Here is a 25,366-nt window from a genome sequence, read left to right as displayed (position 1 = left end):
CATGGCATAGAAGCTGCATAGTGGGTGCGAACGATTCGATTAACTGGAGCAGACTGATGAAAAAAGTCGTCACGGTTTGCCCTTATTGTGCCTCAGGTTGCAAGATCCACCTGGTGGTCGATAACGGCAAAATCGTCCGGGCGGAGGCCGCACAGGGGAAAACCAACCAGGGCACGCTATGCCTGAAAGGTTACTACGGCTGGGATTTTATTAACGATACCCAAATCCTCACCCCACGCCTGAAAACCCCAATGATCCGCCGCGAGCGCGGTGGCAAGCTGGAAGCCGTCAGCTGGAACGAGGCGCTCGATTACGTCGCCACGCGCCTTAGCGCCATCAAGGCCAAGTATGGTCCGGATGCGATTCAGACCACCGGCTCTTCACGCGGGACGGGGAACGAAACTAACTATGTGATGCAAAAATTCGCGCGCGCCGTTATTGGTACCAATAACGTCGACTGCTGCGCTCGCGTCTGACACGGCCCATCGGTTGCAGGTCTGCACCAGTCGGTCGGTAACGGCGCAATGAGTAATGCCATCAACGAAATAGACAACACCGATCTGGTGTTTATTTTCGGCTATAACCCGGCGGATTCTCACCCTATCGTCGCGAACCACGTTATTCGCGCTAAGCAAAATGGGGCGAAAATCATCGTCTGCGATCCGCGCAAAATTGAAACCGCGCGCATTGCGGATATGCACATCGCGTTGAAAAACGGCTCGAACATCGCGCTGCTGAACGCAATGGGGCACGTCATTATTGAGGAGAACCTGTACGACCAGGCGTTTGTCGCGACCCGTACGGAAGGTTTTGAAGAGTATCGGAAAATTGTCGAAGGCTATACGCCAGAGTCGGTTGAAACGATAACCGGCGTCAGCGCGCAGGAGATCCGTCAGGCGGCAAGGATGTACGCCGCAGCGAAAACCGCCGCCATTCTGTGGGGCATGGGCGTGACCCAGTTCTATCAGGGCGTAGAGACCGTGCGCTCTCTGACGAGTCTCGCGATGCTGACCGGCAATCTGGGTAAAGCGCACGTTGGCGTGAACCCGGTGCGTGGTCAGAATAACGTCCAGGGTGCCTGCGATATGGGTGCGCTGCCAGATACCTATCCTGGCTACCAGTACGTGAAATTCCCGGAGAACCGCGCGAAGTTTGCGAAGGCCTGGGGCGTGGAAAGTCTGCCTGAGCACACCGGGTATCGCATTAGCGAGCTGCCCCACCGTGCGGCGCACGGTGAAGTACGTGCGGCCTACATCATGGGTGAAGATCCGCTTCAGACCGACGCCGAGCTCTCCGCGGTTCGCAAAGGGTTTGAGGATCTGGAGCTGGTGATTGTCCAGGATATCTTTATGACCAAAACCGCAGCGGCGGCGGATGTGATTTTGCCGTCAACCTCCTGGGGCGAGCATGAAGGTGTCTACACGGCGGCAGACCGCGGCTTCCAGCGCTTCTTTAAGGCGGTCGAACCGAAGTGGGATTTGAAAACGGACTGGCAGATCATCAGCGAAATAGCCACCCGTATGGGTTACCCGATGCACTACAACAACACCCAGGAGATCTGGGACGAGTTGCGTCACCTGTGCCCGGACTTCTACGGCGCGACCTATGAAAAAATGGGTGAGCTGGGGTACATCCAGTGGCCATGTCGGGATGAGTCAGAGACCGATCAGGGAACGTCGTATCTCTTTAAAGAGAAATTCGACACCCCGAACGGACTGGCGCAGTTCTTCACCTGCGACTGGGTCGCGCCGATCGATAAGCTCACCGACGAGTATCCGATGGTGCTCTCCACCGTACGTGAAGTGGGCCATTACTCCTGCCGTTCGATGACCGGAAACTGCGCCGCGCTGGCGGCACTGGCGGATGAGCCCGGCTATGCGCAAATCAATACCGCCGACGCGCAGCGCCTTGGTATTGAGGACGAAGCGCTGGTGTGGGTGAATTCGCGCAAAGGGCGGATCATCACCCGTGCGCAGGTCAGCGATCGTCCGAACAAAGGGGCGGTCTATATGACCTACCAGTGGTGGATTGGTGCCTGCAACGAGCTGGTGACGGAGAACTTAAGCCCGATAACCAAAACGCCGGAGTATAAATACTGCGCCGTACGCATGGAGCCGATTGCGGATCAGCATGCGGCAGAACAGTACGTGATCGACGAATATAACAAGCTGAAAGCCCGGCTGCGTGAAAGCGCAATGGGTTGAAGCCGTTAATTCATCGTTGAATAAAGGGAGTGAGATATTCACTCCCTTTTTATTTCCGCTCAACACATTAAATATATCAATTACTTTTCTGGAAAGCGGCTCGCAGAAATAATGTAAATTTCACGAAAAAGAATTACATCTTTGCATTTTGATTCAGAGAGATAAGATATGCGGCGGGTGCTTAAGACTTTCTGTCTTGAGCATTGTTGAGGGACAGAAAGTGGAAAGCCCCGGGAAATCTTCATTTACCCGAGGCTACCCCTCAACACCAACAGGTTGAGAGTAGCCTCTTATTCTTTTTTTGACAAGGAGTAAAAGGCATGACGCCATTAAAAACTGCGTTAGGCATCGTCTTTATTATTTGCCTGACGATAGTGATATTTACCTTTATTACTCGCGGAAAACTTTGCGAGTTTTCAATAAAGGGTGAACATCAGGAGGTGGCGGCAAAATTAGCCTGTAACGCAGGCTAACCTCTGCGGGCGGAACGACAGTTCCGCCCGGCTTGTAGGATGCTGAGGTCTTAATGCACCCATTTTTTTCTTCCGCCACCGCGATTATACTGCGCGGCGTGTACCCAGATGATAAGAATCCATGAAACCTATTTTTCTGTTGTTGTTATTTTTCACCTTGTTCGCGCACGCGGATGAGATAGGCAGCCAGTATCAGAAACAGGCAGAAGCAGGCGATGCCCGCGCCCAGTATTATCTTGCCGATACGTACTTCAGCTCTGGCGACAGCAAGCAGGCTGCGCTGTGGGCCGAGAAGGCCGCAAAAGGCGGCGATGTCGATGCCATGGGGCTGCTCTCACAAATTCTCTTTACGCAGGGCGACTATGCCCAGGCTAAAGCGCTGGCGCAGCAGGCGACCATCGCGGGCAGCAAGCGCGGCACCATTATGCTGGCGCGCATTTTGGTGAACACGCAGGCGGGTAAAACGGACTATCTCCAGGCCATTAAGCTGCTGCAAACGGCCACCGAAGATATTGACAACGACTCTGCGGTCGATGCGCAGCTGCTGCTGGGGCTGATTTATGCCAACGGTGTAGAAGTGGCCCAGGACGACACTCTGGCGGCATCGTGGTTTAAACGCAGCTCGTCTCTTTCACGTACGGGCTACGCGGAATACTGGGCAGGGATGTTGTTCCAGCAGGGTGAGAAAGGGTTTATCACGCCCAATAAACAGAAAGCGCTGTACTGGTTGAACCTGAGCTGTACCGAAGGGTTTGATACGGGATGTGAAGAGTTTGATGCGTTGAGCGGCGAGTAAAGTGCCGGGTGGCGGCTTCGCCTTACCCGGCCTACAAAACCCGTAGGCCCGGTAAGCGCAGCGCCACCGGGCTTAAGATGTTACTGGTCAGCCGTCTTATCAAAACGACCCAGCACCTCACGTTCATACGCCAGCGCTTTTTTGCGATCGAATTTGTGTTCCCACTTGGCGATAACCAGCACCGCCAGGGCATTCCCCACCACGTTCAGCGCCGTACGCGCCATGTCGAGGATACGGTCGACACCGGCGATAAACGCCAGACCTTCCAGTGGAATACCGACGCTACCCAGCGTCGCCAGCAGTACCACGAACGAGACGCCCGGTACGCCTGCGATACCTTTGGACGTCACCATCAGCGTCAGGACCAGCACGATCTCCTGCCACAGCGACAGATCAATGCCGTACAGCTGCGCAATAAAGATAGCAGCGATACTCTGGTACAGCGTCGAACCATCCAGGTTAAAGGAATAGCCGGTGGGCACCACGAAGCTGGTAATAGAAGCAGGCGCGCCGTAGGTCTCCATCTTCTCAATAATGCGCGGCAGCACGCTCTCGGAGCTTGCCGTGGAGTACGCCAGAATCAGTTCATCTTTGAGGATACGGATCAGGATCCAGATGCTCAGCCCACACAGACGCGCCACAATACCCAGCACCACCAGCGCAAAGAACAGGATGGCGAAGTGCACCAGGATCACCAGCTTCGCCAGCGGCCACAGGGAGGCAAAACCGAAGTTGGCCACGGTGACGGCGATAAGCGCAAACACCCCTACCGGTGCGTAACGCATCACCATGTGGGTCACTTTAAACATGGTTTCGGAGATAGAACGGAACACGGTCACCAGCGGTTCGCGGTGTGTCGCGGGCAGCGAAGAGAGTCCCAGACCGAACAGTACCGAGAAGAAGATGATAGGTAACATCTCGCCCTTCGCCATCGAGGCCACGATGTTGGTCGGTACCAGCGAAAGGATTGTGCCCATCAGGCCGTGCGCATGGCTCTGCACGTCAGCGGTCGTACTTTGGTATTTCGAAATATCCACCGTTGCCAGTTGCGACATATCAATCCCGGAACCCGGCTGAAACACGTTCGCCAGCGTGATACCGAGGATGATGGCAACTGTAGTGATCACTTCGAAATAGATAATGGTTTTCGCACCAATACGGCCTAGCTGTTTCGCATCGCCAACGCCCGCAATCCCGACCACCAGCGTCGAGATCACAATCGGCACCACGATCATCTTGATCAGATGAATAAAGATATCTCCTGCCGGTGAGAGCAGGTTTGCAATCAGCCATTCGCGGCTGTCGCTGTGATAGTGGAGGTAACTGCCCAGCAAGATGCCCAGCACAAGGGCGATTAAGATCTGCCAGGCAAGGCTGACTTTAACGTTTTTCATAGAAACTGACTTCCTCAATGAAGCGCCTTATTCACTCAAACTGCATGAATATGGGGACATACTGAAAGGGTATGAATTGTGTTGCGTTGGTTTATGGGATTTTTTAACGCGGCGTATGAGTATCATTTGCGCGACCTGTTGCGCAAGTCTTAAAGAACGACGCGTTTCACTCACAAAAGCGACAATGACGGGAGTTTGTTCTAATTCTCATAAATAACCTTTTGTTATAAAAACGATTTTTTAAACATAAATGTGAATAATCGTCAGCATAAATTATTTTCCTTCAAAGTTTCATTCGCTCATTTTTCATACTCTTCAAACAATGCGTGATCTGTAGCCCAAATACTAAACAAAGCTTGTAAAGCCCCTACAATTAACGTTTTTGCGACATATTATTAACATCTTACAAGGAGAAAAAAAGCCATGAGCCAAATCCACAAACATGACATTCCCGCAAACATTGCGGACCGTTGCCTGATCACCCCGGAGCAGTACCACGAGAAATATCAGCAATCTATCACTTCCCCGGATAGCTTCTGGGGTGAGCAGGGCCATATCCTTGACTGGATTAAACCTTATCAGAAGGTGAAGAACACCTCCTTTGCGCCCGGCAATGTCTCCATTAAATGGTATGAAGATGGCACGCTGAACCTGGCAGCAAACTGCCTTGACCGTCACCTTGCCGATCGCGGGAATGAGACGGCCATCATCTGGGAAGGCGATGATGCCTCGCAGAGCAAACACATTACCTATAAAGAACTGCATCGCGACGTGTGCCGCTTCGCCAACGTCCTGCTGGAAAGAGGTATTAAAAAAGGCGATGTGGTCGCCATCTATATGCCGATGGTGCCGGAAGCGGCGGTTGCCATGCTGGCCTGCGCACGTATCGGCGCGATTCATTCCGTTATTTTCGGTGGGTTCTCCCCAGAAGCGGTTGCTGGCCGTATCGTCGATTCAAGTTCAAAACTGGTGATCACCGCCGATGAAGGCGTGCGCGCAGGGCGCGGTATCCCGCTGAAGAAAAACGTCGACGAAGCGCTGAAAAACCCGAACGTCAAAACGGTCAGCAACGTTATCGTCCTTAAGCGTACCGGCGGCAAAATCGACTGGAACGAGGGGCGCGATCTGTGGTGGAGCGACCTGATTGAGAACGCGAGCGACCAGCATCAGCCGGAAGAGATGAACGCGGAAGATCCGCTCTTTATTCTTTACACCTCCGGTTCGACCGGCAAGCCGAAAGGCGTGCTGCACACCACCGGCGGCTATCTGGTCTATGCGGCTACGACCTTCAAATATGTCTTCGACTACCATCCGGGTGACATCTACTGGTGTACCGCCGACGTGGGCTGGGTGACCGGGCACAGCTACCTGCTGTACGGCCCGCTGGCCTGTGGCGCAACAACGCTGATGTTTGAGGGCGTACCAAACTGGCCAACCCCGGCGCGGATGTGTCAGGTGGTCGACAAGCATCAGGTCAATATTCTTTACACCGCCCCAACGGCGATCCGCGCATTAATGGCGGAAGGTGATAAAGCCATTGAAGGTACCGACCGCTCTTCGTTGCGCATCCTCGGTTCCGTCGGCGAGCCGATCAACCCGGAAGCCTGGGAATGGTACTGGAAAAAAATCGGTAACGAGAAATGCCCGGTGATGGACACCTGGTGGCAGACCGAAACCGGCGGCTTTATGATCACCCCCATGCCGGGTGCGACGCAGTTGAAAGCAGGTTCTGCCACCCGTCCATTCTTCGGCGTACAGCCTGCGCTGGTGGATAACGAAGGCAATCCGCTGGACGGTGCCACCGAAGGCAACCTGGTGATCACAGACTCCTGGCCGGGTCAGGCGCGAACCCTGTTCGGTGACCACGATCGCTTCGAGCAGACCTACTTCTCGACCTTTAAAAACATGTACTTCAGCGGCGATGGCGCGCGTCGTGACGAAGATGGTTATTACTGGATAACCGGACGTGTGGACGACGTACTGAACGTCTCCGGCCACCGTCTGGGTACCGCTGAGATTGAATCAGCCCTTGTGTCGCATCCGAAGATTGCCGAAGCCGCCGTTGTCGGTATTCCGCACAACATCAAAGGCCAGGCGATTTACGCGTACGTCACCCTGAACCACGGTGAAGAACCGTCACCAGAGCTGTATACCGAAGTGCGCAACTGGGTCCGCAAAGAGATTGGCCCGCTTGCCACGCCGGACGTGCTGCACTGGACCGATTCGCTGCCGAAAACCCGCTCCGGTAAAATCATGCGTCGTATTTTGCGCAAAATCGCGGCCGGGGACACCAGCAATCTCGGTGATACCTCAACGCTCGCGGATCCTGGCGTGGTGGAAAAACTGCTCGAAGAGAAGCAGGCCATCGCAATGCCATCGTAACCTCCTCACCCTAACCCTCTCCCTCAAGGGAGAGGGAATAATAAAACCTCCCCTACCCATACTTCTGGAGAACTCTGTGATGAATAACGATATTTGTCAGCAGATAGAGAATAGTGCGCACTACAGGGAGCTCGTCGATAAGCGGCAACGGTTTGCCTTCATCCTTTCCATCATCATGCTGGTTATCTACGTCGGCTTTATTATGCTGATCGCCTTTGCTCCACACTGGCTGGGCACCCCGCTGCACGAGGGGACCAGCGTGACGCGCGGCATTCCGATTGGCATTGGCGTGATTGTGATTTCATTCTTGCTGACCGGCGTCTACGTCTGGCGCGCGAACGGTGAATTTGATCGTCTTAACAGAGAAGTCCTGCGCGAGGTAAAAGCATCATGAAGCGAGTTCTGACGGCGCTCGCCGCCACACTTCCCTTTGCCGCCCACGCGGCAGATGCCATTACCGGCGAGGTACAGCGCCAGCCAACCAACTGGCAGGCAATTGTGATGTTCCTGATTTTCGTCCTGCTGACGCTGTACATCACGTACTGGGCGTCGAAACGCGTGCGCTCCCGTAACGATTACTACACCGCAGGCGGCAACATTACCGGTTTCCAGAACGGGCTGGCGATTGCGGGTGACTTTATGTCCGCCGCCTCGTTCCTCGGGATTTCTGCGCTGGTGTACACCTCCGGCTATGACGGCCTGATTTACTCCCTCGGCTTCCTCGTCGGCTGGCCGATCATTCTGTTCCTGATTGCTGAGCGCTTGCGCAACCTGGGACGCTATACCTTCGCAGACGTGGCCTCGTACCGTCTGAAGCAGGGGCCGATTCGTACCCTCTCCGCCTGCGGTTCGCTGGTGGTGGTGGCGCTGTACCTGATTGCGCAGATGGTCGGCGCGGGTAAATTGATCCAGCTGCTGTTCGGCCTGAATTACCACATCGCGGTAGTGCTGGTTGGCGTGCTGATGGTGATGTACGTCCTGTTCGGCGGCATGCTGGCGACCACTTGGGTGCAGATCATCAAAGCCGTTCTGCTGCTGTTCGGCGCAAGCTTTATGGCCTTTATGGTAATGAAGCACGTCGGGTTCAGCTTCAATAACCTGTTTACTGAAGCGATGGCGGTCCACCCGAAAGGGGAAGCGATCATGAGCCCGGGCGGGCTGGTGAAAGATCCGATATCCGCACTCTCGCTCGGCCTGGGTCTGATGTTCGGTACCGCAGGTCTGCCTCACATTCTGATGCGTTTCTTCACCGTGAGCGACGCGCGTGAAGCGCGTAAAAGCGTCTTCTACGCCACCGGTTTTATGGGTTACTTCTACATCCTGACCTTTATCATCGGCTTTGGCGCCATCATGCTGGTGGGGGCGAATCCGGCGTTTAAAGACGCGGCAGGCGCGCTGATTGGCGGTAACAACATGGCGGCGGTGCACCTGGCTGATGCAGTGGGCGGTAATCTCTTCCTCGGCTTTATCTCTGCCGTGGCTTTCGCCACCATTCTCGCGGTGGTTGCAGGGCTGACGCTGGCCGGCGCTTCTGCGGTGTCGCACGACCTCTACGCCAACGTGATCCGTAAAGGGGCAAGCGAACGTGATGAGCTCAAAGTCTCTAAAATCACCGTACTGGTGCTGGGCGTGGTCGCCATTCTGCTGGGCATCCTGTTCGAGAAACAGAACATCGCCTTTATGGTGGGGCTGGCCTTCTCGATTGCTGCAAGCTGCAACTTCCCGATCATCCTGCTCTCCATGTACTGGTCAAAACTGACCACCCGTGGGGCGATGATTGGCGGCTGGCTGGGGCTGCTGACAGCGGTGATCCTGATGGTTCTGGGCCCGACCATCTGGGTGCAGATCCTCGGTCACGCCAGCGCCATCTTCCCGTATGAATACCCGGCGCTGTTCTCTATCGCCGTGGCATTTATCGGTATCTGGTTCTTCTCTGCCACCGACAACTCGCCGGAGGGTAACCTGGAGCGCGAGAAATTCCGCGCCCAGTTTATCCGTTCACAAACCGGTCTCGGCGTTGAGCAGGGCCGCGCGCACTAAGCTCTTCTCCCCGGTCACTTGACCGGGGAATTTAAAACATCACCCACGCCACCAGCGGTGCAATCAGCACCATCACCACGCCTGAGAGCATCATCACCAGGCTCGCAACAACGCCCTCCTGCTGACCCAGTTCATACGAGCGTGCCGTGCCCGCGCCGTGTGAAGCCGCACCAAACCCCGCGCCTTTCGCCATCCCTTCCCGAATAGAAAGCCGCAGAAACAGCATATCGCCGACCGCCATCCCAAAGACGCCCGTCACCACCACAAACAGCGCCACCAGATCCGGCTGCCCGCCAAGCGGTTTCGCGGCGGCCAGCGCAAACGGCGTGGTCACCGAACGCACGGCCAGGCTGCGCTGAATTTCATCGGGCAGCGTAAACAGCCGCGCCAGCCAGACCGAGCTACAGACCGCCACCACCGTGGCGGTGAGCACGCCTGCGCTGAGCGACATCCAGTGGCGCTTGATAATCGCCAGATTGTCGTAAACGGGAACGGCAAAGGCGATGGTCGCCGGGCCGAGCAGCCACAACAGCCAGTGGGATTCACCAATGTAGTTCTGCCAGGAGATATGGCCGAAGACCAGCATCAGCACCAGCAGAATCGGCGTGAAGACCAGCGGCATCAGCGGCAGGGCATGAAAACGGCGATACAGCCGCTTGTTGGCGAAGTAGATCCCCAGCGTCGCAATCAGGCACAGGACGCTTATCTGAAAGTTAGTCATGCTTGTGCCTGCGGATTTCAAACCGATAGACTTTGTCCACCACCCAGGCAGTCGCCCCCAGTACCATCAACGTACTCAGCGCGATGACCGCAAAGATCCGCCAGCCGTCCACCATCAGCAGTTGCGCATAGTTCACCACCGCCACCACGGCAGGAACAAAGAACAGCAGCATCTCTGCCAGCAGCCAGCGTGCGCCGGCGCGCACCCAGTTAAGGGGGATCACGCGACAGAGGATGAGCGTCAGCATCAGCAGCATCCCCACCAGGTTGGCGGGCAGCGGCAGATGGAGCCAGCCGACAAGATATTCAGCAAAAACAAACAGTCCCGCGTAGAGCAGTACCTGAACCGGTACCTGGAGTCGCTGTACAACGGCTGGCGTAACACGGCTTAACGCCACGGCCATGGGGGTTTTCCTCAAAAATGAGACGAGGCGCCAGTATAGTGAGCGCACGGAGTGGACTGAAATGAATTAAAATCATCAAAGGTATAGTTTCGAGGAATAATCATGGACATAAGAACGCTGCGCTATTTTGTCGAAGTGGTTCGCCAGCAGAGTTTTACCCGCGCAGCGGAGAAGTTGTTTGTTACCCAGCCCACCATCAGCAAGATGCTGAAAAACCTCGAAGATGAACTGAACTGTACCCTGCTGCTCCGCGACGGGCGCAAGCTGTTGCTGACCGACACCGGACGCGTGGTGTTCGAACGCGGGCTGGCGATTCTGGCAGAGTTCCGCCAGCTGGAAGCTGAGCTGGATGATATCAATCATCTGACCAAAGGAGTGCTTCGCCTCGGCATTCCACCGATGGTGGGGATGATGATGGCCGGGCCGATTAGCCTGTTTCGCCAGCGCTATCCCGGCGTTGAGCTGAAAATTTCGGAGTTTGGTGGGTTAACCGTCCAGCAGGCCGTCACTAACGGCGAGCTCGACGTCGCCATGACCGCCCTCCCCGTTGAGGAAGAGAGCGGTCTGGCGACGCTTCCTCTCTTTAGCCACCCGCTGTGCGTGCTGGTTCCCCGCTCCGGCGACTGGCTGAAGAGAGACTCGGTGAAACCTGAATTACTTGGCGAGCACCCTCTGCTGATCTACAACGAAGATTTCGCCCTCAGCCGCCAGCTGATGACGCTGTTTAATCAACATAACGTGAAGCCGCGCATTGCGGTGCGCAGCGGTCAGTGGGATTTCCTGGCGGCGATGGTGCAGGCCGGCGTGGGGATTGCCATCCTGCCGCAGCCGATTTGCGAGCGTCTGGATAAAAATACGCTGCGCTGGATCCCGCTGGAGAGCAAGTTGCACTGGCAGCTGGGGATGATCTGGCGCGAAGGGGTGTATTTGTCGCACAGCGCCCAGGCGTGGCTGGAGTGCTGTGAGGGGTTTTGGGTGCGGTCTGAATAGTGCCGGGCGGCGGCTTCGCCTGACCCGGCCTACGGTTCGAACGTAGGCCCGGTAAGCGTAGCGCCACCGGGCAAAAGCGCGTTACTGATTCTCTATCAACAACGCTTCCAGCAGATCCAGATCGTGCAGCAGCTTTTGCAGCGTCTCGTTGCTGATCTGCCGCGTAGCGCGCAGGTGGTACAGCTCGGCACGCTCTGAGCGCAGCGCCGCCAGACGGAATCGACGCTCCAGGTTCTCCTCCTGCAACGAGCTTTCCACATCGTTACGCCCATCGGCACGGCGACGCAGGTTACCAATCACGCGGGAACTGACCTCTGTCAGCAGCTGATTATCGATGTTCTCTTCCGCATCCGCGGCCAGGCGCTCTTCCATTTTCTGGATAGCGACAATCGCCACTTCGGCGGTGGCCGCACGCGCAATTCGCTCCTCTTTGTGCTGCTGGGTCGAATCACCCGCGTCGATATGCTGCAGCAAAATCGGCAGCATAATCACGCCGACAAACAGGGAGAACAGAATCACGCCCGCCGCCAGGAACACCAGCTCGTAGCGCGCCGGGAAGACATCGCCCGTAGGCAGCAGCAGTGGAATAGAGAGCACACCGGCAAGGGTGATCGCCCCGCGTACGCCAGCAAAGGAGGCAATCAGCAGCTCACGCGTTGTCCACGAGCCGAACTCCATCGGCTTTTTCTTCAGGAAGCGTACGCTGAAGTTTTTCATCGTCCACAGCCAGCCGAAACGCACCAGCATCAGCGCCAGGTAGATCAGCACGACGTCGGTAAACAGCATCCAGACCTCAACGTTCGGGTCGGCTTCGGCCGCCACCAGCGAGGATTCCATAATGCCCGGCAGCTGCAGGCCCAACAGCAGAAATACCATGCCGTTAAACACGAATTCGAGCATCGCCCAGGTACTGTTGGCGCGCAGGCGCATCGCCAGCGGCGCGCGGCGCATCACGCCGGAGCGGGTGATGGTCATCCCTGCCGCCACCGCCGCCAGAATGCCCGACACGCCGATGTGTTCAGCAATCAGGTAGGAAGCAAACGGCAGCAGGAACAGCAATACGATCTGCGTCGCGGGTTCATCACCGCCCCAGCGGCTGAGGAAGCGCAGCGAGCGGCCGTACAGCCAGCTCACCACGAAGCCCGCCAGGATACCGCCAATGGCCACCTTAAAGAACTCCAGGGTCGCGCCGCCGACGGTAAAGACCATCGTGCCCATCGCAACGGCCACGGCAAATTTCAGGGCGACCAGGCCGGAGGCGTCATTCATCAGCGCCTCCCCCTGTAAAATCCCCATAATTTTCTTCGGAATACGGCCTTCACCCACAATGCCGGAAAGCGCCACGGCATCGGTTGGCGACAGCACGGCGGCCAGCGCAAAAGCCGGAATTAACGGGATGCCTGGTACGGCCCAGTAGATGAGAAAACCAATCCCGACCACGGTGACCACCACCAGCGCCAGCGCCAGGCCGAAGATCTCTCGCCCGTGCTCAAGGAATTCGCGCGTGGGCGTTTTCCAGCCATCGGCAAACAGCAGTGGCGGGATAAACAGCACGAGGAACAGTTCCGGGTCGAACTCAACGTGCAGGCCAAACGTCGGCCACGCCAGCAGCGCGCCGATGGCAATTTGCATTAATGGCAGGGGGACCTGAAAGGGCAGTACGCGTGTAACCACCCCGGATAGCGAGACCACAAGGGTCATGATGAGTATTGTGAAGAAGATTTCCATGCGTTCCCTGTTTGCTGTGTTGCTTATGTACTACGGAAGGCGTCGTGCCTTTCATTCTATCTTCCCCAGAGTAACGTAAAAGGCAACAGGATGAGTCCTGAAAATAAAAACGGGCGGCCTGAGCCACCCGTTTTCGCATCAAAGGACAACTTAGATTGCCCAGCCGCCCGCGTAGAATGCCACCAGCGCAACAGCGATGACCACGGTGCCGACGTTCAGCTTGCGCCATTCACCGGAGACCAGACGACCAATCACCAGCGACGCGAAACCGATCATAATGCCGGTAACAATGTTACAGGTCAGCACGATAAAGACCGCGGTAATCAGGCCAGACATGGCGTCCACGAAATCCGCAAAGTCGATTTTCGCCACGTTGCTCAGCATCAGCAGACCAACATACATCAGCGCTGGTGCGGTCGCGTACGCCGGAACCAGATAGGAGAGCGGAGAGAGGAACAGGATCAGCATGAACAGCACGCCGACGGTGATCGCCGTCAGGCCGGTTTTACCGCCCGCCGCCGTACCCGCTGCGGACTCGATGTACACTGCCGCAGGTGCCGCGCCCACCAGGCCAGAGAAGACGCTGCTCAGGGAGTCGGTGGTCAGCGCTTTGCCGCCATCAATAATCTGACCGTCTTTATCCAGCAGGTTTGCCTGGCCCGCGACGGCACGAATGGTACCGGTCGCGTCAAATACGGCGGTCATCACCAGCGCCAGCACGCTTGGCAGGATCACCGGATTCAGCGCGCCGACGATATCCAGGCTGCCAATCAGGGAGTTGCCTTTGTCATCGCTCAGCGACGGCATAGCGAAAATACCGGAGAAGTGGACGTTCGGATCGAAAATCAGGCCGACAATGGAAACGCCGATAATCGTCAGCAGAATGCCGCCCGGGACTTTCAGTTTTTCCAGACCGATAATCACCGCCAGACCGATAAGCGACATAATCACCGGGAAGCTGGCGAAATGACCCAGCGCCACCGGCAGACCCTCCAGCGGGTTCTTGATAACCAGACCGACGCCGTTAGCGGCGATCAGCAACAGGAACAGGCCGATGCCGATACCGGTACCGTGCGCCACGCCCTGCGGCAGGTTGCGCAAAATCCAGCTACGGATGCCGGTTGCTGAAATAACGGTAAACAGCACGCCCATCAGGAATACGGCGCCCAGCGCAACCGGTACGCTAATGTGCTGGCCCAGCACCAGGCTGAACGCGGTGAAAGCGGTCAGAGAGATAGCGCAACCAATCGCCAGCGGCAGGTTCGCCCACAGGCCCATCACGATAGAGCCCACGCCGGCCACAAGGCAGGTCGCCACAAAGACAGCCGCTGGCGGGAAGCCCGCTTTGCCCAGCATGCCCGGCACAACGATGACGGAGTAAACCATCGCCAGAAACGTTGTCAAACCGGCAACGATTTCCTGGCGCACGGTGCTGCCGCGAGCCGAAATTTTAAACATGGCGTCAAGTGAACCGCCAGTACGCGCAGATGGCGTAGACATAGAAAACATCCCCTGAGAGTTTTTTAGGAAGCCCGTAAGCGAGGTGGAGACGCCACTGCCAGCTAAACGTCAAATCCTTGTGTTGCGTTTGCGACGAAAGGGCGTCACAAAAAAAGCAAACGTTTAGCTCCGCGCTTACAAACGGGTGGTCAAATTAAGGCAAACGATTATCTAGCCTAATCCCCGCCCTTTTCAACTGAACTTTCTCGTTTTTCGCTAAAATTCACTTATGACGCTGAAGAAATAAACAGAGGATGCGCAAACGTTATCGTCTATGCGCAATTTGTTTACATTTCAATCCTCACCCGGGATAGATAACGGGCCACCTTGTTGCAGCGTTTTTTGCCAGCCGGGGCTGTTCTCGACCTTTGTCTTCCATGCCTGAATATGCGGCAGATTAGGAATACCGCCGCGTGCCAGCAGGGCAAAGATCGGGAAACTCATCTGAATGTCGGCCATGCTGAGCGTATCCCCGGCAAACCAGCTGTTTGCAGCAAGATGTGACTCAATAAAGCGCGCATGGGTTTCCAGCTGACGGTTGAGATACGCTTTCTGCACCCCCTGACCCAGCGCTTTGCCCAGGGTTCTGATACCAAACGGCACGGGCGGCTTGCCGAGGCTGTTGAAGACCAGCTTCATTAACAGCAGCGGCATCAGCGATCCTTCAGCGTAATGCAGCCAGAAGCGGTATTGCACCTTATGCGCCGGATCTAAAGGTTTAAGCCGCGACTCGGGATCGTACGTTTCCTGCAGGTACTCCAGAATGGCGCCTGACTCCGCAAGGATCAGTCCGTTATCTTCAATGACCGGTGATTTGCCCAACGGATGCACCCTTTTGAGGGACTCCGGTGCCAGCATGTTCTTTTCGCGTTGGTAGTGAACGATCTCATACGGCAGAGCGAGTTCTTCCAGCGCCCAGATCACGCGGTGCGAGCGCGACTGGTTAAGGTGGTGTACCGTGAGCATGGTTTTCTCCTGTTATTCATACTTTTTAACTATAGAAAATCGAACAACACCGCGAAAAAAATTCGTCTAAAAAACGGTCAGCGCGGCTGGCGAAAAAACGGGTCTTGCATAAAATTAAAGTGTCAGCACAATCCGGAACCTCCCCAACCCGCTCGACACGAGGGGTGCTGACGTCGGGGGAAACCCTCCCGTGAACCAGCGGGATAGAGTGAAAGACAAAGACCGGGAAAAACTAAAGCGCCCTTATGTGGCGCTTTAGTTCTTTATGTATGCGGGGTTTTGCCGGGTGGCGGCTGCGCCTTACCCGGCCTGCATTTGACGGTTTGGTAGGCCGGGTAAGCGAAGCGCCACCCGGCGAATAGGCTACACGCACCCTCAATCCTCTTCCAGCAACCGCGCCCCTGTCCCCTGCTCGCCCAGCCGGTCTCCCGGGTTACGCAGCGGACAATCGCTACGAGACAAACAGCCGCAGCCAATGCAGCCATCCAGTTCGTCACGCAGTGCGACCAGCGTATGGATACGCCTGTCCAGTTCTTCACGCCACTGGGATGAGAGCTCCTTCCACTCTTTCGGGCTCAGCGTATGCCCTTCCGGCAGCACGCCAAAGGCTTCGCCAATGGTGGCCAGGGGAATTCCGATTCGTTGCGCAATTTTAATAATCGCCACGTAGCGGAGTACGTCGCGGGTATAGCGGCGCTGGTTTCCCCCGTTACGGATACTCTTGATTAACCCTTTGCTTTCATAGAAGTGGAGCGCCGATACGGCAACGCCGCTTCGCTTTGCCACTTCACCAGGGGTTAATAGCGCTTTAATTCGCGGCAATCTCTTTTCCATAAAACCTCTTTACCTCAAGTTAACTTGAGGAATTATACTCCCCCGCAGAGAAAACGACGAATTAACCGAGATAGTTGTATCTACAAAGGGGCAACCTTATGTCGCATCAGCAGATTATTCAGACACTTATTGAATGGATTGATGAACATATCGACCAACCGTTGAACATTGATGTGGTCGCGAAAAAGTCGGGCTATTCGAAATGGTATTTACAGAGAATGTTCCGTACGGTTATGCATCAGACGCTGGGGGAGTACATTCGTCAGCGCAGGCTGCTGCTGGCGGCGCAGGCGTTACGCTCAACGCAGCGGCCGATTTTTGATATCGCGATGGATCTTGGCTACGTGTCGCAACAGACCTTTTCCCGCGTGTTTCGCCGCGAGTTTGACCGCACGCCGAGCGATTATCGCCACCAGTTGAATTAATGATTCTCAGTGCAAAGGTTGCTGCTGCCAGGTCATAAATTCCTGCGGCGGCATCGCTTTCGCGAAGTGCCATCCCTGACAATACTGAACGCCGCGCTTCAACAGCCAGCTCACCTGCTCTGCCGTCTCTACCCCTTCCGCAATGGTTTTGAGCCGCAGGCTTTGGGCCATCTCGATAATATGCTCGGCGATCAGGTGGCTGGTACTGTTGGTCGTTAAGGTATCGATAAACGATTTATCGATTTTCAGAATATCCACGTTCAGCGAGTAGAGGTTGTGCAGGTTCGAGTAACCGGTACCGAAGTCATCGATCGCGACTTCATAACCCGCCTGACGGAAAGCCTGAATCACTGGCGTGGTTTTTGGCACATCGATAAAACCGCGTTCCGTCACTTCTATTTTGATTTGCTGCGCGCGGACGGCATAGTGGCGGGCCTTGTCAGAAATCATGGAGATCAACCGCGAGGAGTGAAAATCCGTGGCCGACAGGTTAATCGAAATATAGAGATGCGGATGCTCCGCCAGGAAATGGCCCAGATCGCTGAACATCTCCTCTACGACATAGTCCGTAATCCGCTCGCTCATGCCCTCTTTTTCCGCCAGCGGAATAAACTCAGCCGGGCTCATCACCTGCCCGTTAAAACCAGGCCAGCGTAACAATGCCTCCGCGCCCACACACTGATTATTCTTGATATCAATAATCGGCTGGTAGTGCACGCAAAGCTGACGTTTGTTCAACGCCCGGTGCAACAAGCGACCCGGCGAATTAAGCTCACGATGGGTACGGGACCATACCAGCAAAATAATAATACTGCAGATCATCCCCAGCGGCAGCGTCAAGGTCGCCTGATGATAAAGCGTTTCATAAAAGCGTTTATTTGATGTCGACACAATAGCCGCAATAGGTCTTTTGGCCGATTTTACGACCGTATAAAAGCGGTTATCTTTTTGAAATACCGATTCCTTATCTCGAATCATCGAATTTAATAAAGAAATATTGGCTTTCGGGCTGACGGAAAAGAACGCATTGGTTACCGTGTCGTACACTCCCCACGAGAGAGAATGATCTGCGGACATGACTTCGCTGTATGACAGCGGATTGACGACCACCACATAATTTCCGCGCTGCATATATGTCATTTTATAGCCAGTATAAAATGGGGTATCGCGATAATAATAGATTGCGACGTCAGGTTTACGTGTGTAATTAGCAACGGGAATGGCGTAGGGTTGATCCGGCGTAAAAATGGTCGAACAAAGAAAATTCTGACCTTCTGCATAAATTAAATCGGCAACAAACAGTCGGCCACGAACAACGTTCAACATATATTGACGGTGTCCCGGCGTACAACGTTCACCCTGATATTTTTCAGCCTCGTCGCGGGCCAGATCAACCTGCTGAATAACCAGCTCGGTCTTGTCTAAAGCCAGTTCAGCAAATGTGCGTAGCTGGGCGCTTGTTTCAGATACGGCTCTAAGCTGGGCAAACCATAGCGCAAGCATCACCGGCAGCATAACTACCATGATGATCCCTACCACCCTGAGCATCTTGCGCCGCGCGCTACGATTCATTTCCCGCCCTATATCCCTGCATGTTGTACGCCTGTAGTAATGAAGGCCGGATGCTTTGTTAAACAGGTGATTACGTTGCATGAATCATGCGAAGTTAGCAACTGACTTTTAGTATTAAAAATCTTAAATTTCGTTATGACGATAATATTTTCCCGTAAGTTAAACTGTAAGTATTCGTGCCGTTTCAATTAAGGAAAATAATTATCCAGCCCGCAAGGGCTGGTGGGAAGATAACACAACAGACGATTGTTGATTAAGCCGAACTTGTGGCAGCGCGAAAAAAGCACAACCTTACTATGACATTTCACGCTATTTGTTCGGGCGTATTTTGTTCGCTGATTTATAAATAATCAGCCGCCACTACCGTTTTTCCTCGCCCCGTCTGCTTGGCCTCATATAATGCTTTATCGGCACGCCTCAGTAAGGCTGAAGTATCCTGCTGTTCTCCGCAGACTTCCACGACCCCTGCGCTAAACGACAGCGACAGTTTTCTCTCATCCACTATCAGCGGATTGGTTTCCAGAACGGTGCGCAACCTGGCGGACAGCTGTGCAGCGCCCTTGCCGTCAGTTTGCGCCAGCAGGAGCAAAAACTCTTCGCCTCCCACGCGCCCTAATGCTGAGTCTGAAGGGACTAATTCGCGCACAGAATTACAAAAGTGAAGCAGCGCCGCATCGCCCACCGGGTGCCCCCATTCATCGTTGATCTGTTTGAAAAAATCCAGATCGAACATCAGGACACAAAAATGGCTGTTAACCTCCTGCCTGGCATTGGCCTCCAGCGCGAGTTCCAGCTGCTGCAAAATCGCCGAACGGTTATAGCAGCCGGTAAGATCGTCAGTGGTGGCTTTTACCTCCAGCTGCTGTTCGGCTTTTTTCCGCTCGGTAATATCCAGCCCAATATTGAGGATAGAGTTGTCTGGCAACAGAATATTTGACCACAGTACCGTCAACGGGGTGCCGTCTTTACGTAGCGGATGCCACTCATACATATCCTTAAGCGGTGAGACATTGACCGACTCCCTAACCCGCCGCCGCTCTTCGGGGTCGGGGTAAAACAGCGAAAGCGGATCGGCATGATCGGCGATCTCCGCCATCGTCCAGCCAAACACTTTTTCACATTCGGCATTCCACAGCACGCAGCGGTTAAATTTGTCGAAAGAGTTCATTAAAACCGGGGCACGTTCAAACAGAGTCTTATATTGCGTCACGACACGCTTCATTTCCTGCGCGGTTTTCTCACGGGCAATAATTTCCGCAAAATAGTCTTTTAATTTTTCCACCAGCACCACGACGATATTTTTCAGAATCGGCAGCGAATAAAGTCTTTCATTAAACGCTAAAAAGAAATAGCCGCTACAGTGCCAGTTATGGGTTGAAAGCTTGCACAGCACACCGCTTTGCAGTTGCGCATAGCCGGGGTGCTGATGAGGAAATAACGCACGGCCAATATTCTCTTTCCAGTAGACAACCCGCCACGATCGAGGGTGCCGCTGGAGCAGGGTATCCGCAAGGAAATCGGCCACCTCGAAGGGATGGCAGGTCATCTCTCCGGCACAGACCACGCGCTGCAGCCCGTCATCACCGTTAACACTCACCCAGGCAAGACTTGCTCCCAGGGCCCGGCTGATGGTCTCCAGCATATCGGCCAGAGAACATTGAGCATGAAGCTGGGGCATCAGTTTTGCCAGCGCATGCAACGCCTGCATGCTGTCATTAACAATCTCACGTCGGTTTTCTTTCATTTTTTTCGCTGATTATCAGGCGATAAACCGGACGCAACTTTCTTCAGATTCGAAAAATCGTCAAAACAACGCGGCAGGCTGAGTCTCAGCGCGGCGAATTAAAAACAACGTTGTGTGTAATTAAAAAAGTACGAATAAACAAAAAAGCAATAAAATTCAAAAACCTGAAATGTTAGCTGCGAGTAAAATTAATTGTCCACTCAAGCATAAGCCATAGGAATATTACTGTAAACGTTGTACATAACACCCGCTTTTGCATCAGTTTTGCTATCCCAATGAATTCTTTATAAAGAGTCCGGAAAAAGGGAGCTTAGCCTGCAAAGATATATTTTTTCACAGACGCGCACTGACAATAGGTAGCGATAACTCCCCCCGCTTTTCATCAGTCCGGCACTGGCGAATAAAACAGCGATCGTGATATAGTTCACAAATCTTATGTAACGAAAAAATTCTGTTTCATTCAGTTCGTCTGTTTTGTAGAGGATGGGTTCTATGGCAACCATTACTACCAGCATGGTTCTCCTGCGCTGGCCTTTGTTGAGTGCGGTACTGATGTTTTTAGCCAGCACGCTTAACATTCAGTTTCGTAAATCTGACTACGCAGCTCTTGCTGTCATCAGCACGCTGTTGGGGCTGGGGGCAGCCTGCTGGTTTGCCACGGGTCTGCTTGGCATTACCCTGCTGGATATGGCCGCCGTCTGGGAAAATATCAAAGTGGTAATGGTTGAGGCGATGAGCCATACGCCGCCGGACTGGCCGATGGTCATTACCTGATGATCGTTTTATAACAAGATTTTAAAAGCCTCTTTTAGAGGCTTTTTTATTTTCAGGGCATCAGTCCACGGCAGGCAGCGGGAATTTACTGATGATCGCCAGGCGATTCTGGTGGTGTTCTTCATCACCCCATAGCCAGTCAACCTGGTTGCCAATATCGCTGTCCTTCTTTATCGGCCTCATTTCACAGGTGATCATGTCGTAGGCATACAAATGATGGCCGCTGGCGATGGCGTCGTACAGCCGGGATTGCCAGAAGCTCATGCCGTCACGCGTCTGGTGACGGTCAGTGATAATGACGTTGTATTTTTCCAGTAAATATTGGGAAAACACTTTTCCTGGCAGATCGCGCAACACGCCACGATGCGACGGTTTAGGCGATCGCCATATCAGGATTTGCGTTACCGGCATGTAATTTAAGAAGGCATCTTTCTGATAAATCACGCGATTGTAGTAAACAATCTCGCTGGTGATTTCATTTACTAAGGCCAGCTCAAAATGCTCGTTAGGAATACCAGCAATACGATTTTCGGCCCTGACAAAATGATAGCCTGGAGGAAATGGACCAAAGCTCAGCTCATCATCGACTGCTGCACGAAGGGAAATTTCATTCAGCAACGTCGTATTATGGCTGTCCACTGTCAGCATTGAGAATGTTTTCTGGACGTCAGCAGGATCAAAGAGTTGTTGTGGCATAGCACCTCGCGGACGATATTATTCAGACAACATTTACACTGGTATGAATGTAATTATCAACTACCGGGTAATACAAGAAGCCCTGCGACAGCAGGGCTTTTCATAATCGCTGAAGAAAATCAGAACGGAATGTCGTCGTCGAAATCCATTGGCGGTTCGTTAGACGGCGCCGGCGCAGACTGCTGCTGTGGACGAGACTGTGCACCGCCGCTGAACTGGTTGCCACCCTGTGGCTGCTGAGGCTGACCCCAACCGCCCTGCTGCTGGCCGCCACCTGCTGGTGCCGCGCCACCGCCCTGACGGCCACCCAGCATCTGCATGGTGCCACCGACGTTAACCACAACTTCAGTGGTGTACTTCTCAGCGCCGGACTGATCGGTCCATTTGCGGGTACGCAGCTGACCTTCGATATACACCTGAGAACCTTTACGCAGATACTCACCGGCCACTTCTGCCAGTTTGCCAAACAGCACAACGCGGTGCCATTCGGTCTGCTCTTTCATCTCACCGGTCGCTTTATCACGCCAGGATTCGGAAGTAGCCAGCGTAATGTTGGCAACTGCGCCACCACTCGGCATGTAGCGTACTTCCGGGTCCTGGCCCAGATTACCGACGAGAATCACCTTGTTTACGCCTCTGCTGGCCATGTTCGTGTCTCCTGAATACGTTTCTTAATAGTGTAAACGCGCGAGTGTACCATTTCCACGCGTCAATTTGCATAGTTGCGTAGCAGGTTCAGAAATCTCCCGCGAACTCGACATTGTTACACAGCGAATCAGAAAATGCATTCCAATACTGTATATTCAAACAGGTCAAATTGTGTCATAATTAGCCGTTTCTGACAGCCGTTTGTCCTTCAAACAAACCAGGCAATCCGTGTTCCAACCGGGAAAGGTGAATGGATAAGATCGAAGTTCGGGGCGCCCGCACCCACAATCTCAAGAATATCAACCTCATAATTCCTCGCGACAAACTCATTGTCGTGACCGGGCTTTCGGGGTCTGGCAAATCCTCACTGGCTTTCGACACTTTGTATGCCGAAGGACAGCGTCGTTACGTTGAATCACTCTCTGCGTACGCGCGTCAATTCCTGTCGCTGATGGAAAAACCGGATGTCGACCACATTGAAGGGTTGTCCCCTGCTATCTCTATTGAGCAGAAGTCCACCTCGCACAACCCGCGTTCAACGGTCGGTACTATTACCGAAATCCATGACTACCTGCGTCTGCTGTATGCGCGAGTGGGTGAGCCGCGCTGCCCGGACCACGACGTCCCGCTGGCGGCACAGACCGTAAGCCAGATGGTGGATAACGTGCTGTCGCAGCCGGAAGGCAAACGCCTGATGCTGCTGGCACCAATCATTAAAGAACGTAAAGGCGAGCACACCAAAACGCTGGAAAACCTGGCAAGCCAGGGCTACATCCGCGCCCGTATCGACGGCGAGGTGTGCGACCTGTCCGATCCGCCAAAGCTTGAGCTGCAGAAGAAGCACACCATCGAAGTGGTGATTGACCGCTTCAAGGTGCGTGACGATCTTGCCACGCGTCTGGCGGAATCCTTTGAAACGGCGCTGGAACTCTCCGGCGGTACGGCCGTGGTCTCCGACATGGACGACCCGAAAGCGGAAGAGCTGCTCTTCTCCGCCAACTTTGCCTGCCCTATTTGCGGCTACAGCATGCGCGAGCTGGAACCGCGACTGTTCTCGTTCAACAACCCGGCGGGCGCGTGCCCGACGTGTGATGGCCTGGGCGTGCAGCAGTATTTTGACCCGGACCGCGTGATCCAGAATCCGGAGCTGTCCCTGGCGGGCGGTGCGATCCGCGGCTGGGATAAGCGTAACTTCTACTACTTCCAGATGCTTAAATCACTGGCTGAGCACTATAAGTTCGACGTGGAAGCCCCGTGGGCCAGCCTGAGCCCGAACGTGCATAAAGTGATCCTGTTCGGTTCCGGCAAAGAGAACATTGAGTTCAAGTACATGAACGATCGCGGCGATACCTCCGTGCGTCGCCACCCGTTCGAAGGGGTGCTGCACAATATGGAGCGCCGCTACAAAGAGACCGAATCCAGCGCGGTGCGCGAGGAGCTGGCGAAGTTCATCAGCAACCGCTCCTGCGCCACCTGTGAGGGCACGCGTCTGCGTCGCGAAGCACGCCACGTGTTTGTAGAAAACACGGCGCTGCCGACCATCTCAGACATGAGCATCGGCCATGCGATGGACTTCTTCAACAACCTGAAGCTCTCCGGCCAGCGTGCAAAAATTGCCGAAAAAGTGCTGAAAGAGATTGGCGATCGCCTGAAGTTCCTGGTCAACGTTGGCCTGAACTACCTGACGCTTTCCCGCTCGGCGGAAACGCTCTCCGGCGGTGAAGCCCAGCGTATCCGTCTGGCAAGCCAGATTGGCGCGGGCCTGGTAGGCGTCATGTACGTGCTCGATGAGCCGTCCATCGGCCTGCATCAGCGCGACAACGAGCGCCTGCTCGGCACCCTGGTACACCTGCGTAACCTCGGTAACACGGTGATTGTGGTTGAGCACGACGAAGATGCGATCCGCGCAGCAGACCACGTGATCGATATTGGTCCTGGCGCAGGCGTACACGGCGGTCAGGTGGTTGCGGAAGGTACGCTGAAAGACATTATGGCGGTGCCAGAGTCCCTCACCGGCCAGTTCATGAGCGGTAAGCGCAAGATTGAGGTACCGAAGCAGCGCGTGGCAGCGGATCCGGAAAAAGTGCTGAAGCTGACCGGGGCGCGCGGCAACAACCTGAAAGACGTCACCCTGACGCTGCCGGTTGGGCTGTTTACCTGTATTACCGGCGTGTCCGGTTCCGGTAAATCGACGCTGATCAACGATACCCTGTTCCCGATTGCACAGACGGCGCTCAACGGCGCAACGCTCGCCGAGCCTGCACCGTACCGCGAGATCCACGGGCTGGAGCATTTCGACAAGGTTATCGATATCGACCAGAGCCCGATTGGCCGTACCCCGCGTTCCAACCCGGCGACCTATACCGGCGTCTTTACGCCTGTACGTGAACTGTTTGCGGGCGTACCGGAATCACGTTCACGCGGGTACACGCCTGGACGGTTCAGCTTTAACGTGCGCGGCGGCCGCTGCGAAGCCTGCCAGGGCGACGGCGTGATCAAGGTTGAGATGCACTTCCTGCCGGATATCTACGTGCCGTGCGACCAGTGCAAGGGTAAGCGCTATAACCGTGAAACGCTGGAGATTAAGTACAAAGGCAAGACCATCCACGAAGTACTGGACATGACCATAGAAGAGGCGCGCGAGTTCTTTGACGCCGTCCCTGCGCTGGCGCGTAAGCTGCAGACGCTGATGGACGTCGGTCTGACCTACATTCGTCTGGGCCAGTCCGCCACCACGCTGTCAGGAGGTGAAGCACAGCGCGTTAAGCTGGCGCGTGAACTCTCCAAACGTGGCACCGGCCAGACGCTGTATATTCTGGATGAGCCGACCACCGGTCTGCACTTTGCCGATATCCAGCAGTTGCTTGAGGTTCTGCATCAGCTTCGCGATCAGGGCAACACCATCGTGGTCATCGAACACAACCTGGACGTGATTAAAACCGCGGACTGGATTGTCGATCTCGGCCCGGAAGGCGGCAGCGGCGGCGGTGAAATCCTCGTCTCCGGTACGCCAGAGACCGTTGCAGAGTGCGAAGCCTCGCACACTGCACGCTTCCTCAAACCGTTGCTGTAATTA

At 54.8% G+C, this 25,366-nt stretch carries 21 protein-coding genes; 10 read left to right on the top strand and 11 right to left on the bottom strand.

All coding sequences use genetic code 11. The features are described 5' to 3' along the window. The first annotated feature begins 56 nt into the window (after positions 1–56). From fdhF to PYW49_RS22125, 3 genes are all read left to right on the top strand, one after another. A complete protein-coding gene (gene fdhF / locus PYW49_RS22135) occupies positions 57–2,204 on the top strand; it encodes a formate dehydrogenase subunit alpha (RefSeq protein WP_320387520.1) in 2,148 nt (715 codons plus the stop codon). A gap of 320 nt (positions 2,205–2,524) precedes the next feature. Further along, the gene (locus PYW49_RS22130) at positions 2,525–2,677 is read left to right on the top strand and encodes a Hok/Gef family protein (protein WP_032644722.1); all 153 of its coding nucleotides are present in this window, start codon (positions 2,525–2,527) and stop codon (positions 2,675–2,677) included. Between the two features lie 121 nt (positions 2,678–2,798). Further along, complete coding sequence (locus PYW49_RS22125) at positions 2,799–3,473, top strand: tetratricopeptide repeat protein (protein ID WP_134347300.1); 675 nt, start codon at positions 2,799–2,801, stop codon at positions 3,471–3,473. An 80-nt stretch (positions 3,474–3,553) separates the two neighbouring features. Here the strand turns inward: PYW49_RS22125 and gltP are convergent, their stop codons facing one another. After that, a complete protein-coding gene (gltP, locus tag PYW49_RS22120) occupies positions 3,554–4,867 on the bottom strand; it encodes a glutamate/aspartate:proton symporter GltP (RefSeq protein ID WP_320387518.1) in 1,314 nt (437 codons plus the stop codon). Between the two features lie 423 nt (positions 4,868–5,290). Here gltP and acs point away from each other — a divergent pair, with 423 nt between their 5' ends. The 3 genes from acs to actP all read left to right on the top strand — a co-directional run bounded on the left by acs (position 5,291) and on the right by actP (position 9,289). Continuing rightward, on the top strand, positions 5,291–7,249 hold the full coding sequence (gene acs, locus PYW49_RS22115; protein WP_320387517.1) for an acetate--CoA ligase: 1,959 nt from the start codon (positions 5,291–5,293) through the stop codon (positions 7,247–7,249). Positions 7,250–7,328: 79 nt separating this feature from the next. Next, positions 7,329–7,643 (top strand): DUF485 domain-containing protein, encoded by a 315-nt coding sequence (locus tag PYW49_RS22110; RefSeq protein ID WP_134347361.1) that lies wholly within the window; start codon positions 7,329–7,331, stop codon positions 7,641–7,643. After that, the gene (gene actP / locus PYW49_RS22105) at positions 7,640–9,289 is read left to right on the top strand and encodes a cation/acetate symporter ActP (protein ID WP_133550930.1); all 1,650 of its coding nucleotides are present in this window, start codon (positions 7,640–7,642) and stop codon (positions 9,287–9,289) included. The genes PYW49_RS22110 and actP overlap by 4 nt, the downstream gene beginning before the upstream one ends. A 31-nt stretch (positions 9,290–9,320) precedes the next feature. Here the strand turns inward: actP and PYW49_RS22100 are convergent, their stop codons facing one another. Then, complete coding sequence (locus PYW49_RS22100) at positions 9,321–10,010, bottom strand: LrgB family protein (RefSeq protein WP_134347302.1); 690 nt, start codon at positions 10,008–10,010, stop codon at positions 9,321–9,323. Next, positions 10,003–10,413 carry a CidA/LrgA family protein gene (locus PYW49_RS22095; RefSeq protein WP_025757857.1) on the bottom strand — a complete coding sequence of 137 codons (411 nt, stop codon included), beginning with the start codon at positions 10,411–10,413 and terminating at the stop codon, positions 10,003–10,005. Before PYW49_RS22095 ends, PYW49_RS22100 begins: the two co-directional genes overlap by 8 nt. 102 nt (positions 10,414–10,515) lie before the next feature. Between PYW49_RS22095 and PYW49_RS22090 the strand changes: the two genes are divergently transcribed. Further along, positions 10,516–11,403: a LysR family transcriptional regulator gene (locus PYW49_RS22090; RefSeq protein ID WP_134347303.1), complete on the top strand. Its 888-nt coding sequence runs from the start codon at positions 10,516–10,518 to the stop codon at positions 11,401–11,403. Between the two features lie 81 nt (positions 11,404–11,484). Here PYW49_RS22090 and PYW49_RS22085 read toward each other — a convergent pair whose 3' ends face one another. The 4 genes from PYW49_RS22085 to soxR all read right to left on the bottom strand — a co-directional run bounded on the left by PYW49_RS22085 (position 11,485) and on the right by soxR (position 16,431). Further along, positions 11,485–13,131, bottom strand: a complete 1,647-nt coding sequence (locus PYW49_RS22085) for a Na+/H+ antiporter (RefSeq protein ID WP_023334184.1) — start codon at positions 13,129–13,131, stop codon at positions 11,485–11,487. A gap of 150 nt (positions 13,132–13,281) precedes the next feature. After that, positions 13,282–14,631, bottom strand: a complete 1,350-nt coding sequence (gene ghxP, locus PYW49_RS22080; RefSeq protein ID WP_047345583.1) for a guanine/hypoxanthine transporter GhxP — start codon at positions 14,629–14,631, stop codon at positions 13,282–13,284. 294 nt (positions 14,632–14,925) lie between these two features. Then, the gene (locus PYW49_RS22075; protein ID WP_320387514.1) at positions 14,926–15,597 is read right to left on the bottom strand and encodes a glutathione S-transferase family protein; all 672 of its coding nucleotides are present in this window, start codon (positions 15,595–15,597) and stop codon (positions 14,926–14,928) included. A 375-nt stretch (positions 15,598–15,972) separates the two neighbouring features. Further along, positions 15,973–16,431 carry a redox-sensitive transcriptional activator SoxR gene (gene soxR, locus PYW49_RS22070; RefSeq protein ID WP_023331806.1) on the bottom strand — a complete coding sequence of 153 codons (459 nt, stop codon included), beginning with the start codon at positions 16,429–16,431 and terminating at the stop codon, positions 15,973–15,975. 98 nt (positions 16,432–16,529) lie between these two features. On the opposite strand from soxR, the gene soxS reads away from it, so the two are divergent. Next, positions 16,530–16,856: a superoxide response transcriptional regulator SoxS gene (soxS, locus tag PYW49_RS22065; protein WP_013095071.1), complete on the top strand. Its 327-nt coding sequence runs from the start codon at positions 16,530–16,532 to the stop codon at positions 16,854–16,856. 6 nt (positions 16,857–16,862) lie between these two features. On the opposite strand, the gene PYW49_RS22060 is transcribed toward soxS, so the two are convergent. Together PYW49_RS22060 and PYW49_RS22055 are read right to left on the bottom strand one after the other, a co-directional pair. Beyond that, positions 16,863–18,428 (bottom strand): EAL domain-containing protein, encoded by a 1,566-nt coding sequence (locus PYW49_RS22060; RefSeq protein ID WP_320387513.1) that lies wholly within the window; start codon positions 18,426–18,428, stop codon positions 16,863–16,865. Positions 18,429–18,768: 340 nt separating this feature from the next. Beyond that, entirely contained in the window at positions 18,769–20,172 is a 1,404-nt protein-coding gene (locus tag PYW49_RS22055) for a GGDEF domain-containing protein (RefSeq protein WP_320387512.1), read from the bottom strand. A gap of 492 nt (positions 20,173–20,664) precedes the next feature. Between PYW49_RS22055 and PYW49_RS22050 the strand changes: the two genes are divergently transcribed. Beyond that, complete coding sequence (locus PYW49_RS22050; RefSeq protein ID WP_134347307.1) at positions 20,665–20,946, top strand: YjcB family protein; 282 nt, start codon at positions 20,665–20,667, stop codon at positions 20,944–20,946. 60 nt (positions 20,947–21,006) lie between these two features. On the opposite strand, the gene PYW49_RS22045 is transcribed toward PYW49_RS22050, so the two are convergent. Continuing rightward, positions 21,007–21,642, bottom strand: a complete 636-nt coding sequence (locus tag PYW49_RS22045; RefSeq protein WP_320387511.1) for a hypothetical protein — start codon at positions 21,640–21,642, stop codon at positions 21,007–21,009. Between the two features lie 119 nt (positions 21,643–21,761). Then, positions 21,762–22,289: a single-stranded DNA-binding protein SSB1 gene (ssb1, locus tag PYW49_RS22040; protein ID WP_047345589.1), complete on the bottom strand. Its 528-nt coding sequence runs from the start codon at positions 22,287–22,289 to the stop codon at positions 21,762–21,764. 251 nt (positions 22,290–22,540) lie between these two features. Between ssb1 and uvrA the strand changes: the two genes are divergently transcribed. Beyond that, entirely contained in the window at positions 22,541–25,363 is a 2,823-nt protein-coding gene (gene uvrA / locus PYW49_RS22035) for an excinuclease ABC subunit UvrA (protein WP_320387509.1), read from the top strand. The last annotated feature ends 3 nt before the right edge of the window (positions 25,364–25,366 follow it).

The sequence above is a fragment of the Enterobacter chinensis genome (assembly GCF_034008295.1).
Lineage (GTDB): Bacteria > Pseudomonadota > Gammaproteobacteria > Enterobacterales > Enterobacteriaceae > Enterobacter > Enterobacter chinensis.
This window is presented reverse-complemented; position numbering and strand designations above follow the sequence as displayed.